Source organism: Streptomyces torulosus, assembly GCF_001419765.1.
Classification (GTDB): domain Bacteria; phylum Actinomycetota; class Actinomycetes; order Streptomycetales; family Streptomycetaceae; genus Streptomyces; species Streptomyces torulosus.
Window position 1 is genome coordinate 1 of the sequence record NZ_LIRK01000436.1, and the last position, 14,586, is coordinate 14,586.

A 14,586-nucleotide genomic window follows, 5' to 3' on the forward strand; every position below is an offset into this window, starting at 1 on the left:
ACACACCCCCGCGCCCCCACCCCATAGGCGCCCGGCCAAACTCCGTAGGACCATGGCTGCATGCTGTTCGCCCAGCTAGCCCACCTGTCCCACCAGGTAGCCGCCACCTCGGCCCGCTCCCGCAAGACCGCTCTGCTCGCCGAGCTGTTCCGGGAGGCGGACGCCGAGGACGTGCCGATCGTCATCCCGTACCTCGCGGGACGTCTCCCCCAGGGCCGTCTCGGCATCGGCTGGAAGGTCCTCGACCAGGACATCGCCCCCGCCGCCGAGCCCACCCTGGCCGTACGCGACGTCGACGCCCGTCTCACGGAGATCGGCGGTGTCACGGGCACCGGCTCGCAGGCGGAACGCCGGCGCCTCGTGGGCGAGTTGCTCGCCGCGGCCACCGACGTCGAGCAGCGCTTTCTGTTCGGGCTGCTCACGGGCGAGGTCCGGCAGGGCGCGCTGGACGCGGTGGCCGTCGAGGGCCTCGCCTCGGCGACGGGCGCGCCCCCCGCCGACGTCCGCCGGGCGGTGATGCTCGCCGGCTCGCTCCAGACGGTGGCGCAGGCGCTGCTCGCGGACGGCCCGCCGGCCCTGGAGCGGTTCCGGCTCACGGTGGGGCGGCCCGTCCTGCCGATGCTGGCGCACAGCGCCTCCTCGGTCACGGAGGCCGTGGAGAAGCTGGGCGCCTGCGCCGTCGAGGAGAAGCTGGACGGCATCCGCGTCCAGGTCCACCGTGACGGCCCCGACGTACGCCTCTACACGCGGACCCTCGACGACATCACCGACCGCCTCCCCGAACTGACGGCGGCGGCGCTGGAGTTGCGGGGCGAGCGGTTCATCCTCGACGGGGAGGTGATCGCGTTCGACGAGGCGGGACGGCCGCGTTCCTTCCAGGAGACCGCCGGGCGGGTCGGCTCACGGCTGGACGTGGCGACGGCGGCCGAGCAGGTGCCGGTGTCGCCGGTCTTCTTCGACGCGCTCTCCATGGACGGCCGGGACCTCCTCGACCTGCCGTTCACCGAACGCCACACCGAGCTGGCCCGGCTCGTCCCGGAGCCGATGCGGGTCCGGCGCACCCTCGTGCACGGCCCCGACGACCTCGCCGAGGCGGAGCGCTTCCTCGCGGACACACTGGCCCGGGGTCACGAAGGGGTCGTCCTGAAGGCCCTCGACGCCGCCTACAGCGCGGGCCGCCGCGGCGCCTCCTGGCTGAAGGTGAAGCCCGTGCACACCCTCGACCTGGTGGTGCTGGCAGCCGAGTGGGGCCACGGGCGGCGCACCGGCAAGCTCTCCAACCTCCACCTCGGCGCGCGCACCGCCGACGGCGGCTTCGCGATGCTCGGCAAGACCTTCAAGGGCATGACCGACGCGATGCTGACCTGGCAGACCGAGCGGCTGCGGGAGTTGGCCGTCGAGGAGAAACGCTGGGGTGTGACCGTCCGCCCGGAACTCGTCGTCGAGATCGCCTACGACGGCCTCCAGCGCTCGACCCGCTATCCGGCCGGTGTCACCCTCCGTTTCGCGCGCGTGATCCGCTATCGGGAGGACAAGACCCCCGCCGAAGCCGATACGGTCGAGACCCTGCTCGCCGCACACCCGGAGGTCACCCGGTGACGACACCCAAGCGCAGTGCCGGTCTGCTGCTGTACCGCCGCACCGAGCACGGCGTCGAGGTGCTGCTGGGGCACATGGGCGGCCCGTACTTCGAGCGGAAGGACGCGGGCGCGTGGACGGTGCCGAAGGGCGAGTACGAGCCCGACGAGCCCGCCTGGGAGGCGGCGCGCCGCGAGTTCCGTGAGGAGCTGGGGCTGGAGCCGCCCGACGGGGAGGCTGTACCCCTGGGCGAGGTGCGGCAGACCAACGGCAAGATCGTCACGGCGTGGGCGATCGAGGCCGACCTCGACCCGTCGACGGTGGTGCCGGGGACCTTCCGGATGGAGTGGCCGCCCAGGTCGGGGCGGATCCAGGAGTTCCCCGAACTGGACCGGGTGGAGTGGTGCGCCCTGGAGCGGGCCCGCGCGGTGCTCGTGAAGGCGCAGACGGAGTTTCTCGACCGGCTGGCTGAGCACTCGGGCTGAGCCCGCGTTGCGGCGTGCGCCGCCGCGCGGGAAGGTCGAGGGACAGCCCACGCAGGAGGTCAGGCATGCCCATCGCGACGGTGAACCCGGCGAGCGGCGAGACGCTCAAGACGTACGAGGCCCTGGGCGAGGAGGAGATCGAGCGTCGGCTCGCGACGGCCGACCGCACGTTCCGCACGTACCGGACGACGTCGTTCGCGGAACGCGCCCGGCTGCTGCGCGGGGCCGCCGATCTCCTGGAGGAGGACGCGGAGGACGTCGCCCGTGTCATGACGACCGAGATGGGCAAGCCGGTCAAGCAGGCCCGCGCCGAGGTCGCCAAGTGCGCGAAGGCGATGCGCTGGTACGCCGAGCACGCGGAGGTCCTGCTCACCGACGTGGAGCCCTCCGACGCGGACGTGAAGGACTCCGGCGCCTCCCGTGTCCTGGTCCGCTACCGCCCGCTCGGCCCGGTCCTCGCGGTGATGCCGTGGAACTTCCCGCTGTGGCAGGTGATCCGCTTCGCCGCGCCCGCGCTGATGGCCGGCAACGTGGGTCTGCTCAAGCACGCCTCGAACGTCCCGCAGACCGCCCTCTACCTGGAGGACCTGTTCCGCCGGGCCGGCTTCCCCGAGGGCTGCTTCCAGACCCTGCTCATCGGGTCCGGCGCCGTCGAGGGCGTCCTGCGCGACCCGCGGGTCCGGGCCGCCACCCTCACCGGCAGCGAGCCCGCGGGCCGGTCCGTGGCCTCCGTCGGCGGTGACGAGATCAAGAAGACGGTGCTGGAGCTGGGCGGCAGCGACCCGTACGTCGTGATGCCGTCCGCGGACGTCGACCGCGCGGCGAGCACCGCGGTGACGGCGCGTGCGCAGAACGCCGGTCAGTCCTGTATCGCCGCCAAGCGGTTCATCGTGCACGCCGACGTGTACGACGCCTTCGCCGAGCGGTTCGTCGAGGGCATGAGGGCGCTGAAGGTCGGCGACCCGCTGGACGAGGACACCGACGTCGGGCCGCTCTCCAGCGAGCAGGGCCGCGAGGACCTGGAGGGTCTGGTCGACGAGGCCGTGGAGAGCGGTGCCACGGTGCTGTGCGGCGCGGAGCGCCCGGACGGACCCGGCTGGTTCTACCCGCCGACCGTCCTCGCCGACATCACCCCCGAGATGCGCGTCCACCGCGAGGAGACCTTCGGTCCTGTCGCCACCCTGTACCGGGTCGCCGACCTCGACGAAGCGATCGCAATCGCCAACGACACGCCCTTCGGGCTCAGCTCGAACGTATGGACACAGGACGCGGCCGAGGTCGACCGCTTCGTACGGGACCTCGACGCGGGAGGCGTCTTCGTCAACGGAATGACCGCCTCACACCCGGCTTTCCCGTTCGGCGGGGTCAAGCGGTCGGGCTACGGACGTGAGCTGTCCGGACACGGAATCAGGGAGTTCTGCAACATCACCACCGTGTGGCACGGGGCGTGAGCCTTCCGCGGTTACCATCCCCGTTGTGAACCGCGAAGTGACTCTGCCTCTGATCGTCGACGACCGCGGGACCCTCCAGGTGGCCGCCGCCGATGTCAGCAAGCTGCTGCGAACGCTGGGCGGACGGTGGCTGCACCTGGTGGAGGCGGGCGCGGACGACCTGGACGAGGACACGGTGGCCGCGCTGACGATCGAGCTGGCGAAGCTGGCCGACCGTATCGACGTGGCGTGCATCGCGCACAGCAGTGGTGCCGTGTCCGGCTGAGTCGGCCCCCGCCCGCCCCAGTCACAGGCGGGCGAGTGTGCTCCAGAACATGGATTCGTAGCTCTGCAGCAGTCGGCCGTGGCGCTGAGCGAGCCTCTCGTCGAGCCGGCCCGCCTCCCAGCCCTCCTCCACGGCCGTCCGTGCGCTCTTGTCCAGGTCGGGGGACGGCTCGGCGAAGAAGTCGAAGAACGCGCACGCCTCGTCGGTGAGGTCGTAGTGGTGGCGCAGGGCTCGCCCGATCGTGGCGCAGTAGCCGCCCCAGGAGGCGAAGTTGGCGGTCAGGGCGAGGACCGCGTCGGCCGGCGCCGCCTCCAGGGCCAGGCGGGCGACGTACGACGGGTAGGCCTGGCAGCCCGGCAGCGGTTCATGGGCGGCGGCCCGTTCCTCGTCCACGCCGCAGGCCCGCGCGAACACCGTGAGGTGGCCGGCCGCGACGGCCTCGCCGTCCGCGAGCAGCCGGAAGAAGGCGGCGCTCGCGGGGGCCTCGTTCGCCGCCCGCTGGGCCAGACGGGCGAAGGAGCGGTGGTCGGAGGCGATCACCAGGTGTTGTTCCAGTGCCAGTACGGCGAGAGTGGCGCGGTCGGCCGTCCCGGCGGCGATGAGCGGCAGCAGGGGGTTGTCGCCGGGGTCGGGGGCCAGTTTCGCGGTGAGGGTGTCCAGCAGGTGCCCTGCCGTGCGCGTCATGGCGTACTCCCGTCGGTTCCGGCGGCGGCGCTGTGCCTCCTCGACCATGGCACGGCCGCCCGGTCCGGAGTAGGGGGCGGTGGTCCGTCCGGCTTCGCCGGTCCGGAGTAGTCCGGCGCGAGATCGCCGGGCCGACGGGTGATCGTGGGTACTCCACCGCATCACCGCGTGCCCGGGCCGAAGGCCCCCTTCCGGACAGCGAAAGCAGGCGTTCCCATGCGTGGCGACACATGACGACGAGCGAAGAGACCCTGGGCGCCCCGCCGGTACGGCACTGGCCGGTCCTGAGGCTGAGCGGGGTCGACTTCGACCCCGTGCTGGCCGAGCTGATGCGAGAGGGCCCGATCAACCGGATCCAGCTGCCCAACGGCGAGGGCTGGGCGTGGCTGCTGACCCGCCACGACGACGTACGGCTGGTGACGGACGACCCCCGGTTCAGCCGAGCGGAGGTGGCCGGCCGTCAGGTCACCCGGTGGGCACCGCACTTCGCCCCGCGGCCCGGCGCGATGACCTTGGCCGACACGCCGGACCACGCCCGGCTGCGCCGCGCGCTCGCCCCCGCCTTCGACGCCCCGGGCATCGCCCGGCTGCGGGCGACGGCGCGGCGGAAGCTGGAGTCGACGGTGGACGCGATGCTGCGCGACGGCCCGCCCGCGGACCTCGTCGCGCGGGTGCTGGAGCCGTTCGCGGTCACCGTGATCTGCGACCTGATGGGCGTCCCGGACGTGGACCGTGAGGAGATGCGGGTACGGACCCGGCGGATCCTGTCCCTGACGGACGGCGCCGAGGCCGGTGAACGGGCCGAGCGGGCCATGACGGCGTACTTCGCGAAGGCCGTCGCCGAGCACCGGGACTCCGACGGGGACGACGTCGTCTCCCTGCTCGGCGCGGCCGTGGCCCGGGGGGACATCACCGAGGAGGAGGCGCCGGCGCTGGCCGGTTCCCTGCAGATCGGCGGTGAGGCCCTCACCCACAACACGGGCCGGATGTGCTTCGTCCTGCTGAGCCGCCCCGACCTGCTCGCCCGACTGCGCGAGGAGCCCGGGCTGCGACCGCGCGCCGTCGAGGAACTGCTGCGGTACGTCCCGCACCGCAACGCCGTCGGCCTGTCCCGGATCGCCCTGGAGGACGTGGTCCTCCACGGTGTCCGCATCCGGGCCGGCGAGCCGGTCTATGTGTCGTACCTGGCCGCCAACCGCGACCCGGACGTCTTCCCCGACCCCGAGCGCATCGACTTCGACCGCGACCCGAACCCCCATCTGGCCTTCGGGCACGGCGCCCATGCGTGCGTGGGCGCCGGCCTGGCCCGGCTGGAGGCCGAACTGGTCGTGGACGCGCTCCTCGACCGGGTGCCGGGCCTGCGGCCGGCGGTGCCGCCCGCCGAGGTCCGCTGGCGGCGCGGCGCCCTGATCCGCGGCCCCGAGGCCCTCCCGGTCACCTGGTGACCGTCACCCCGGGGGCGCGGCGCGTCTCACGGACGGGCCTGCGCGCGTCTCACGGAGGGTCCCGGGGTGCTATCGGATGGACATCCCCGAGACGGTGCGGGCGATCACCAGCCGCTGGATCTCGCTCGTCCCCTCGAAGATCGTGTAGATGGCCGCGTCCCGGTGCATCCGCTCCACCGGGTACTCCCGGGTGTATCCGTTGCCGCCGAGGATCTGCAGGGCCTGCGCCGTCACCTTCTTCGCCGTCTCGCTCGCGAACAGCTTCGACTGCGACCCCTCGGCGGCGGTGAACGGCTTGCCGTTGATCGCCATCCACGAGGCCCGCCACACCAGCAGCCGGGCCGCGTCCACGGACGTCCGCATGTCCGCCAGCTGGAACGCGACGCCCTGGTTGTCGATGATCGGCCGCCCGAACTGCTCACGGGTCTTGGCGTACTCCAGAGCGACCTCGTAGGCGGCGCGTGCGGTGCCCACGGCCATCGCCCCGACGGCGGGTCGGCTCGCCTCGAACGTGGCCATCGCCGCGTTCTTCACCCGCTCGCCGCCGGCCTTGGCCCGCTCACGGGCCCGCGCCAGGCGCTCGTCGAGCTTCTCCTTGCCGCCGAGGAGGCAGGAGCCGGGGACGCGCACGTCCTCCAGGACGACCTCGGCGGTGTGGGAGGCGCGGATGCCGTGCTTCTTGAACTTCTGGCCCTGGGACAGGCCGGGCGTGTTCGGCGGGACGATGAAGGACGCGTGGCCCTTGGAGCCGAGTTCGGCGTCGACCACGGCCACCACGACGTGGACGTTGGCGATGCCGCCGTTGGTCGCCCAGGTCTTCGTGCCGTTGAGGACCCACTCGTCCTTCGCCTCGTCGTAGACCGCGCGGGTGCGCATGGAGGCGACGTCGGAGCCGGCGTCGGGCTCGGAGGAGCAGAACGCGGCCACCTTGACGTCGTTGGCGTCGCCGTACATCTGGGGGATCCAGGTGCCGATCTGCTCCTCGGTGCCGTTGGCGAGGACGCCGACCGCCGCGAGGCCGGTGCCGACGATGGAGAGCGCGATGCCGGCGTCACCCCAGAACAGCTCCTCCATGGCCATGGGGATGCCGAGGCCGGTGGGGTCGAAGTACTGCTGGGCGTAGAAGTCGAGGGAGTAGATGCCGACCTTGGCGGCCTCCTGGATGACCGGCCAGGGCGTCTCCTCGCGCTCGTCCCACTCGGCGGCCGCGGGCCGGATCACATCGGCGGCGAATCCGTGCAGCCAGTCGCGGACCTCTCGCTGTTCCTCGTTGAGTTCCATCGTGAACTCGGCCATGACGCCTCCAGCACTGCACTAAGATGTTACCTGCGGTAACGCGAGTCTGTTACCGGTCGGTAGGAAAAGTCAACTCCCGGGTCGCCCTCGGTAGCCCGTTCGATCGTGACGTGTCCGTCAGTGCTACTTTGCGCAGGCGTCACCGAAATCTGTACTGGGGGAGAGACATGGACACCACGCAGTCGACCGACCAGGAACGGTCCGCCGACCGCCGTCGGCGCGAGCTGCTGGAGGCCGCGGACCGCGTGGTGCTCCGCGACGGCCCCGGGGCGTCGATGAACGCCATCGCCGCCGAGGCGGGCATCACCAAACCCATCCTTTACCGCCACTTCGGCGACAAGGGCGGACTCTACGCCGCGCTCGCCCAGCGTCACACCGATGCCCTCCTGGACTCCCTGCGGGCCGCCCTGGACGCCCCGGCGGAGCGCCGGGAACGCGTCGAGGCGACCCTCGACACCTATCTCGCGGCCATCGAGGCCCGCCCTCAGGTGTACCGCTTCCTGATGCATCCCGCCGAGGGCGGCCAGCCCGGGGGCGACCAGGGCTTCGACGTCGGCAAGCACTCCGCGCCCCTGCTGCGGCGCATGGGCGAGGAACTGGGCAAGGTCATAGAGGACCGCCTCGACCTCGGCCCCGACAGTCGCCGGCTCGCACGGATCTGGGGCCACGGCATCGTGGGCATGATGCACGCCGCGGGCGACTGGTGGCTCGGCGAACGCCCCTGCACCAGGGCCGAGTTGGTCCGTAGCATGGCCGATCTCCTGTGGGGCCGCCTGGCGGCCGCGGGCGACAAGGTGGGCGGCCCGGGCTTCTGACCCCGGCCGCGCCGGAAGGGGTGTGGGGCGCCGCGCGACCCGCGACGACGTCCCCGCGCCCCTCGGCATGTCAGCCGCCCCACGGCGCCTTCGCGATCTTCCGCCGCACCCGGGAACGGCGCCACCCCGAGAGGTGGTCCACGTACACCCGGCCGTCGAGGTGATCGCACTCGTGCTGGAGGCACCGCGCGAAGAACCCGGTCCCCGGCACCCGTACGCGGTCCCCGTCGACCGTGTACCCCTCCACCACGGCCTCGTCGTACCGTTCCACCCCCGCCTCCAGCCCGGGCAGCGACAGACAGCCCTCCGGCCCGCGCAGCAGGATCCCGTCCGCCGACACCAGCCGCGGGTTCACCACATGGCCGAGATGGCGCTCGTCCTCGTCGTCCGGGCAGTCGTACACGAACACCCTCAGCGCCCGGCCCACCTGGTTCGCGGCCAGACCCACGCCCCGCGCCGCGTACATCGTCGCGAACATGTCCTCCACCAGCCGCTCGAGTTCGGGACCGAACTCCGTGATTTCTTCACAAGGGGCGTGCAGGACGGGGTCCCCGAGCAGTGTCATGGGGAGAACGCGCCCTCGGGCGCCGGGAATCGAGCCGCTTCGCATGGGCGCAAGAGTACGTTCGGACCCGATATCGCCGGTCCCGTCGGTGCTACCTGCCCGGCGAGATTCGGGCGCGTGAGTGGATCTCGATAGGCTTTGGTCCACACGTTGCCGGGACTGGGCGCGGTGCTGTACGCAAGGAGGATCGAGAACTGATGGCAGGCAACTCGGACCCGCTGACGCCGCGGGCCAAGCTGGCCGTGACGGCGGGCAAGGCGGTCGCGGCGGCATCGCGTGCCGCGGGACGCGGTAGCGGATCGGTGATCGGCGGCCGGGTGGCCCTCAAACTCGACCCCGATCTGCTCGCACGACTGGCGCAGAACCTGGACGTCGTACTGGTCTCCGCCACCAACGGCAAGACGACCACGACCCGGCTGATCGCGGAGGCGCTGCGCGCCGCGGGCCCCGTCGTGTCGAACGCGCTGGGCGCGAACATGCCCGCGGGCATCACCTCGGCGCTGGCCGGCAACTCCGACGCCAAGTTCGGTGTCATCGAGGTCGACGAGAAGTACCTCGCCGGCGTGGCACGGGACACGGACCCCAAGTGCATCGCGCTGCTCAACCTCTCGCGCGACCAGCTCGACCGGGCCGCCGAGACCCGCATGATGGCGGAGGCCTGGCGCGAGGGCCTGGCCGGCACCAAGTCCGTCGTCGTCGCCAACTGCGACGACCCGCTGGTGGTGTGGGCCGCGTCGTCCTCCCCCAACGTCGTCTGGGTCGCCGTCGGCCAGATGTGGAAGGACGACGCCTGGTCGTGCCCGTCGTGCGGCGGTGTGATGCAGCGCCCGGGCGACGACTGGTTCTGCGGTGAGTGCGGTTTCCGCCGGCCCACCCCGAGCTGGGCGCTCTCCGGCGACCACGTCCTCGACCCGCACGGTTCGGCCTGGCCGATCCACCTGCAGCTGCCGGGCCGCGCCAACAAGGCGAACGCCGCCTCGTCGGCCGCCGTCGCCGCCGTGTTCGGGGTGCCCCCGCAGGTCGCCCTGGAGCGGATGTACCAGGTGCAGGCCGTCGCCGGACGCTATGACGTGGTGCAGTTCATGCAGCGTGATCTGCGGCTGCTGCTCGCCAAGAACCCGGCGGGCTGGCTGGAGACGTTCTCGCTGATCGACCCGCCGCCGTCGCCGGTGATCCTGTCGGTGAACGCGCGCGGCGCCGACGGCACCGACACGTCCTGGCTGTGGGACGTCGACTACACGCGGCTGACCGGGCACCCGATCTTCGTGCTGGGCGACCGGAAGCTCGACCTCGCGGTGCGGCTGGAAGTGGCCAACCAGCACTTCCAGGTGTGCGACAGCCTCGACCAGGCGGTGCAGATGTGCCCGCCGGGCCGGATCGAGGTCATCGCGAACTACACCGCGTTCCAGGACCTGCGCCGCCGCGTCGGCAACTGACCACGAGGACTCGAGGGGTACTCATGAGTGACAACAGCCTGCGGGTCGTCTGGGTCTACCCGGACCTGCTCAGCACCTACGGCGACCAGGGCAATGTGCTGGTCGTGGAGCGCCGGGCGCGTCAGCGCGGCCTGGACGTGGCCCGGCTGGACGTGCGCAGCGACCAGCCGATCCCGACCTCCGGCGACATCTATCTGATCGGCGGCGGCGAGGACCGTCCGCAGCGGCTCGCGGCCGAGCGGCTGCGCCGCGACGGGCATCTGTACCAGGCGGTGAACAACGGGGCGATCGTGTTCGCGGTGTGCGCCGGCTACCAGATCCTCGGCCACGAGTTCGTCAACGACCTCGGTCAGCGCGAGCCGGGCCTCGGCCTGCTCGACGTGACCACGGCCCGCGGCGAGGGCGAGCGGTGCGTCGGCGACGTCCTCGCGGACATCGACCCGCGTCTCGGGCTGCCCCAGCTGACCGGGTTCGAGAACCACCAAGGCGTCACCCACCTCGGTCCCACCGCCCGCCCGTTCGCGAACGTGCGGCTCGGCAAGGGCAACGGCACGGGCGACGGCACGGAGGGCGCGTACAACGACACCGTGTTCGGCACCTACATGCACGGTCCGGTGCTCGCCCGGAACCCGCTGATCGCCGATCTGCTGCTGAAGTTGGCGCTCGACGTCAACGCGCTGCCGCCGACCGACGACCGCTGGTTCGAGGCTCTGCGCAACGAGCGGATCGCGGCGGCCACCGAGCCCGCGTAACGCGTCCGCGCGGACCGGCCCGGACGGCGTCGGCCGAGGTCCGCGCACCTTCGGCGAGGCGGGCCGAGGAGCCTGAGAAACGGTTCCTCAGTGCCCGTACCGAAGCCCGTCTGACACCGCCCCCGCTCAGGTGTGACAGCCCGTCTGACCAGGCGCGCGCTCACCTGTGCGGGGGCGTCCAGCAGGCGGACGCCCGCTACGGTCCGGCCCCCCTGCGCCGGTAGGGTGGCGGGGATTCCGCCGGACAGCGTGGTCCGGATCCTGCCCACGTTGAGAAGGTAATTCGGGCTATGCGCATTGGTGTCCTCACGTCCGGCGGCGACTGCCCCGGGCTGAACGCCGTCATCCGGTCCGTCGTGCACCGCGCCGTCGTCGACCACGGCGACGAGGTCATCGGCTTCCGGGACGGTTGGAAAGGCCTCCTGGAGTGCGACTACCTCAAGCTCGACCTCGACGCGGTGAGCGGCATCCTGGCTCGCGGCGGCACGATCCTCGGTTCCTCCCGGGTCCAGCCCTCGCATCTGCGGGACGGTGTGGAGCGGGCGAAGGGCCATCTCGCGGAGCTCGGCCTCGACGCGATCATCCCGATCGGCGGTGAGGGCACGCTCAAGGCGGCCCGGCTGATGTCGGACAACGGGCTGCCCGTCGTGGGCGTGCCGAAGACCATCGACAACGACATCGCGGTCACCGATGTGACATTCGGGTTCGACACGGCCGTCGGTGTCGCCACCGAGGCCCTGGACCGCCTGAAGACCACCGCCGAGTCCCACCAGCGCGTGCTGGTCGTGGAGGTCATGGGCCGCCACACCGGCTGGATCGCCCTCCACTCCGGCATGGCGGCCGGCGCGCACGCCATCGTCGTACCGGAACGGCCCTTCGACATCGAGGAGCTGGCCGCGCGGGTCGGCGAGCGCTTCGAGGCGGGCAAGCGCTTCGCGATCGTCGTGGCCGCCGAGGGCGCCAAGCCGAAGGCCGGGTCCATGGACTTCGACGAGGGCGGCAAGGACATCTACGGGCACGAGCGGTTCGCCGGCATCGCCCGGCAGCTCTCCGTCGAGCTGGAGGCACGGCTCGGCAAGGAGGCGCGGCCGGTCATCCTCGGGCATGTGCAGCGGGGCGGTACGCCGACCGCGTACGACCGGGTGCTGGCGACGCGCTTCGGGTGGCACGCGGTGGAGGCCGTGCACCGCGGTGAGTTCGGCAGGATGACCGCGCTGCGGGGGACGGACATCGTGATGGTGCCGCTCGCCGAGGCGGTGGAGACGTTGAAGACCGTTCCGGAGGAGCGGTACGACGAAGCCGAGTGCGTGCTCTGAGTGACGTGAGCGCTGTACCGCCCCCGGTCGCCGACGCGGCCGGGGGCGGTTCTAGTCTGGTGCCGGACAGACAGCGCTCAACCCCCACGAATCAGGAGCCGACGGAATGGATCACAGCGGGCACGGCACGGATCTCCTGCCCTTCACCCTGGGGCGGGGGCTCGGGTGGTCGGCGGACCCGTTCTTCCTGGTCGGCTGTCTGGTGGCGCTCGCGCTGTACGCGTGGGGCGTCGTCCGGCTCGTTCGGCGCGGGGACAAGTGGCCGGTGGGGCGGACCGTCGCGTTCGTCGCAGGTGTGCTGATGCTCCTGCTGGTGATGTGCACCCGGCTGAACGACTACGGGATGGTCATGTTCAGCGTGCACATGGTGCAGCACATGGTGATCAGCATGCTGGCGCCGATCCTGCTGCTGCTCGGCGCGCCGATCACCCTGGCGCTGCGGGCACTGCCGACGGCCGGCAAGGGTCGCAAGGGGCCCCGCGAACTGCTGCTGATGTTCCTGCACAGCTGGTACATGCGGATCGTCACGCACCCGGCGTTCACGATCCCGATGTTCATCGCGAGCCTGTACGCGCTGTACTTCACCCCGCTGTTCGACTTCCTGATGGGGTCCAGGCCGGGGCACATCGCGATGATGGTGCACTTCCTCGCCGTGGGCCTGTTCTTCTTCTGGCCGATCATGGGCGTGGACCCGGGCCCGCACCGGCCGGGCTATCTGATGCGGATGCTGGAGCTGTTCGCGGGCATGCCGTTCCACGCGTTCTTCGGCATCGCGCTGATGATGGCGTCCACACCGATGGTGAAGTCGTACGAGAACCCGCCCGCGTCGCTGGGCATCGACGCGCTCGCCGACCAGAACGCGGCCGGCGGCATCGCGTGGGCGTTCAGCGAGATCCCGTCCGTGCTGGTGCTGCTCGCGCTGCTCTTCCAGTGGTACGGCTCCGAGCAGCGCCAGGCGCGGCGCAAGGACCGGGCGGCCGACCGGGACGGCGACAAGGAACTCGAGGCGTACAACGCCTATCTGGCCTCACTCGACGCACGCAGCCGCTGAGCCCTTCTCGTGGTCTCGGGGTCACTCCCCCTTTCCGTGACCCCTATTCTTTTGTTCGACCCCACGACCGCACATTCATATTTTTCTTGACTGAAAGGCTTTTGCCTTCAGTAGCATGATGCGTGAGCCCCGCTTCCGCCCTGCGGGGTGACGGGGGAAACCGCCGGGGGGAGCGGTCATGACAATTCACGTATGCCTGCGAACGTGTTTGCGAAATGCCGGGAAATCGGCCGTCCGTAGGATCGCCGTTCTCCTGGTGGGCGTGGTGGTCCTCAGCGGATGCGGTGACTCCGGTCCGGCGCTGCTCCCGGTGCGGGCGGTCGCCGCGGGCGTGGCCTCCCTCGCACCCTTCTTCGACGAGGACGCCGGGCTGGGCCGGGACCAGAGGAACCTCACGTCCCGTGAGCCGCACAGCGGACTCCAGCAGGGGAACGCGCCCGGCCTCTACGGCGGAACGCGGAAGCGCCCGAAGATCTGCGACATCGACAAACTCGAGCGTTTTCTGATCGATCCCGAAAACCGGAATAAGGCTCAGGTCTGGGCCGACATCGTGGGTGTGAAGGTCGACGGAATCAGCGAATATCTCGACGACCTCACCCCCGTTCTCCTGCGCCACGACACCCTCGTGAAGAACCACGACTACAAGAACGGCGAAGGCGTCCCCTTCGACGCGCTGCTGGAAGCGGGCATCGCCGTATTGGTGGACGAACAGGGGCTGCCGGCCGTGAAGTGCAGTTGCGGAAATCCCCTGCGGGCGTTCGACGACGACCCCGAGCGCATCGATGTGGAGTTCGACGACCGCAACGACGAGTGGGACGGCTACGACGAGTCGGCGACGGTCGTGGTGAAGCCCGCGCCCGAGCAGCTGAAGGAGATCAAGCTCGTCGACGTCCAGGACCCGGGCCAGGGCATCAGCCGGGACGTCGGCACCGCGGGAGAGTCGGACGAGACGTTCGACGCGCGTGAACGGCGGACCGTGCCGCAGGTGGCGGGGAAGTCCTTCGGCGAGGCGAGCGCGGCCCTGGCGGACGACGGCCTCGCGGTGGTCGTGGAGGGGGACGAGATGCCGCCGAGCGACGCTCCCGTGACGGGGTCCAGCCCGGGAGCGGGCGCGAAACGGGAGTTCGGTGACGCGGTGACGCTGACGGTGGACTGGAAGCCGACGGATATGCCGCCGTCGGACGGCGGCACCGGTATGGGCACCGACTCGGGGGGTTCCGGATCCGACTCCGGTTCCGGCTCGGGAGGCGCGGATGAGGGGTCCGACTCGGGCTCGGGAGGCGCGGACGAGGGCTCCGACTCGGGCTCCGGGTCCGGTTCGGGGTCGGATTCGGGATCAGGTTCGGGATCGGCTTCGGGTTCGGGTTCTGTGGGGTCTTCCGGTGGCGGGATCCCCTCGCCGACCGGGTCCACGCCCACGCCCGGTCCGACACCCACCCCGACGCCG

At 71.3% G+C, this 14,586-nt stretch carries 14 protein-coding genes; 11 read left to right on the top strand and 3 right to left on the bottom strand.

Annotation, left to right across the window (positions count from 1 at the left end; all coding sequences use genetic code 11):
• The first annotated feature begins 60 nt into the window (after nucleotides 1–60).
• From AOK23_RS28045 to AOK23_RS28060, 4 genes are all read left to right on the top strand, one after another.
• Nucleotides 61–1,599 (top strand): ATP-dependent DNA ligase, encoded by a 1,539-nt coding sequence (locus tag AOK23_RS28045; protein WP_055715406.1) that lies wholly within the window; start codon nucleotides 61–63, stop codon nucleotides 1,597–1,599.
• On the top strand, nucleotides 1,596–2,063 hold the full coding sequence (locus tag AOK23_RS28050) for an NUDIX hydrolase (RefSeq protein ID WP_055715407.1): 468 nt from the start codon (nucleotides 1,596–1,598) through the stop codon (nucleotides 2,061–2,063). The genes AOK23_RS28045 and AOK23_RS28050 overlap by 4 nt, the downstream gene beginning before the upstream one ends.
• A gap of 65 nt (nucleotides 2,064–2,128) precedes the next feature.
• Nucleotides 2,129–3,514 (top strand): NADP-dependent succinic semialdehyde dehydrogenase, encoded by a 1,386-nt coding sequence (locus AOK23_RS28055; RefSeq protein ID WP_055715408.1) that lies wholly within the window; start codon nucleotides 2,129–2,131, stop codon nucleotides 3,512–3,514.
• A 25-nt stretch (nucleotides 3,515–3,539) separates the two neighbouring features.
• Complete coding sequence (locus AOK23_RS28060) at nucleotides 3,540–3,779, top strand: DUF6213 family protein (RefSeq protein ID WP_055715409.1); 240 nt, start codon at nucleotides 3,540–3,542, stop codon at nucleotides 3,777–3,779.
• A 21-nt stretch (nucleotides 3,780–3,800) separates the two neighbouring features.
• Here AOK23_RS28060 and AOK23_RS28065 read toward each other — a convergent pair whose 3' ends face one another.
• Nucleotides 3,801–4,463, bottom strand: coding sequence for a thiaminase II/PqqC family protein (locus tag AOK23_RS28065; RefSeq protein ID WP_055715417.1), 663 nt, complete (start codon nucleotides 4,461–4,463; stop codon nucleotides 3,801–3,803).
• Between the two features lie 230 nt (nucleotides 4,464–4,693).
• Here AOK23_RS28065 and AOK23_RS28070 point away from each other — a divergent pair, with 230 nt between their 5' ends.
• Nucleotides 4,694–5,908, top strand: coding sequence for a cytochrome P450 (locus tag AOK23_RS28070; protein ID WP_055715410.1), 1,215 nt, complete (start codon nucleotides 4,694–4,696; stop codon nucleotides 5,906–5,908).
• Nucleotides 5,909–5,977: 69 nt separating this feature from the next.
• Here the strand turns inward: AOK23_RS28070 and AOK23_RS28075 are convergent, their stop codons facing one another.
• Complete coding sequence (locus tag AOK23_RS28075; RefSeq protein WP_055540954.1) at nucleotides 5,978–7,204, bottom strand: acyl-CoA dehydrogenase family protein; 1,227 nt, start codon at nucleotides 7,202–7,204, stop codon at nucleotides 5,978–5,980.
• A gap of 167 nt (nucleotides 7,205–7,371) precedes the next feature.
• Here AOK23_RS28075 and AOK23_RS28080 point away from each other — a divergent pair, with 167 nt between their 5' ends.
• Nucleotides 7,372–8,019 (top strand): TetR/AcrR family transcriptional regulator, encoded by a 648-nt coding sequence (locus tag AOK23_RS28080; protein WP_055715411.1) that lies wholly within the window; start codon nucleotides 7,372–7,374, stop codon nucleotides 8,017–8,019.
• Between the two features lie 70 nt (nucleotides 8,020–8,089).
• Here the strand turns inward: AOK23_RS28080 and def are convergent, their stop codons facing one another.
• Nucleotides 8,090–8,629 carry a peptide deformylase gene (gene def, locus AOK23_RS28085; protein ID WP_206336310.1) on the bottom strand — a complete coding sequence of 180 codons (540 nt, stop codon included), beginning with the start codon at nucleotides 8,627–8,629 and terminating at the stop codon, nucleotides 8,090–8,092.
• Between the two features lie 152 nt (nucleotides 8,630–8,781).
• Here def and AOK23_RS28090 point away from each other — a divergent pair, with 152 nt between their 5' ends.
• The 5 genes from AOK23_RS28090 to AOK23_RS28110 form a co-directional block, all read left to right on the top strand.
• Nucleotides 8,782–10,020, top strand: coding sequence for a Mur ligase family protein (locus AOK23_RS28090; RefSeq protein ID WP_055715413.1), 1,239 nt, complete (start codon nucleotides 8,782–8,784; stop codon nucleotides 10,018–10,020).
• A 23-nt stretch (nucleotides 10,021–10,043) separates the two neighbouring features.
• The gene (locus AOK23_RS28095) at nucleotides 10,044–10,772 is read left to right on the top strand and encodes a type 1 glutamine amidotransferase (RefSeq protein WP_055715414.1); all 729 of its coding nucleotides are present in this window, start codon (nucleotides 10,044–10,046) and stop codon (nucleotides 10,770–10,772) included.
• 290 nt (nucleotides 10,773–11,062) lie between these two features.
• Nucleotides 11,063–12,088: a 6-phosphofructokinase gene (locus AOK23_RS28100; protein ID WP_055540951.1), complete on the top strand. Its 1,026-nt coding sequence runs from the start codon at nucleotides 11,063–11,065 to the stop codon at nucleotides 12,086–12,088.
• Nucleotides 12,089–12,194: 106 nt separating this feature from the next.
• Entirely contained in the window at nucleotides 12,195–13,139 is a 945-nt protein-coding gene (locus AOK23_RS28105) for a cytochrome c oxidase assembly protein (protein ID WP_055715415.1), read from the top strand.
• Between the two features lie 262 nt (nucleotides 13,140–13,401).
• The coding region (locus AOK23_RS28110; RefSeq protein WP_240496596.1) for a PASTA domain-containing protein at nucleotides 13,402–14,586 on the top strand (1,185 nt) is incomplete at its 3' end.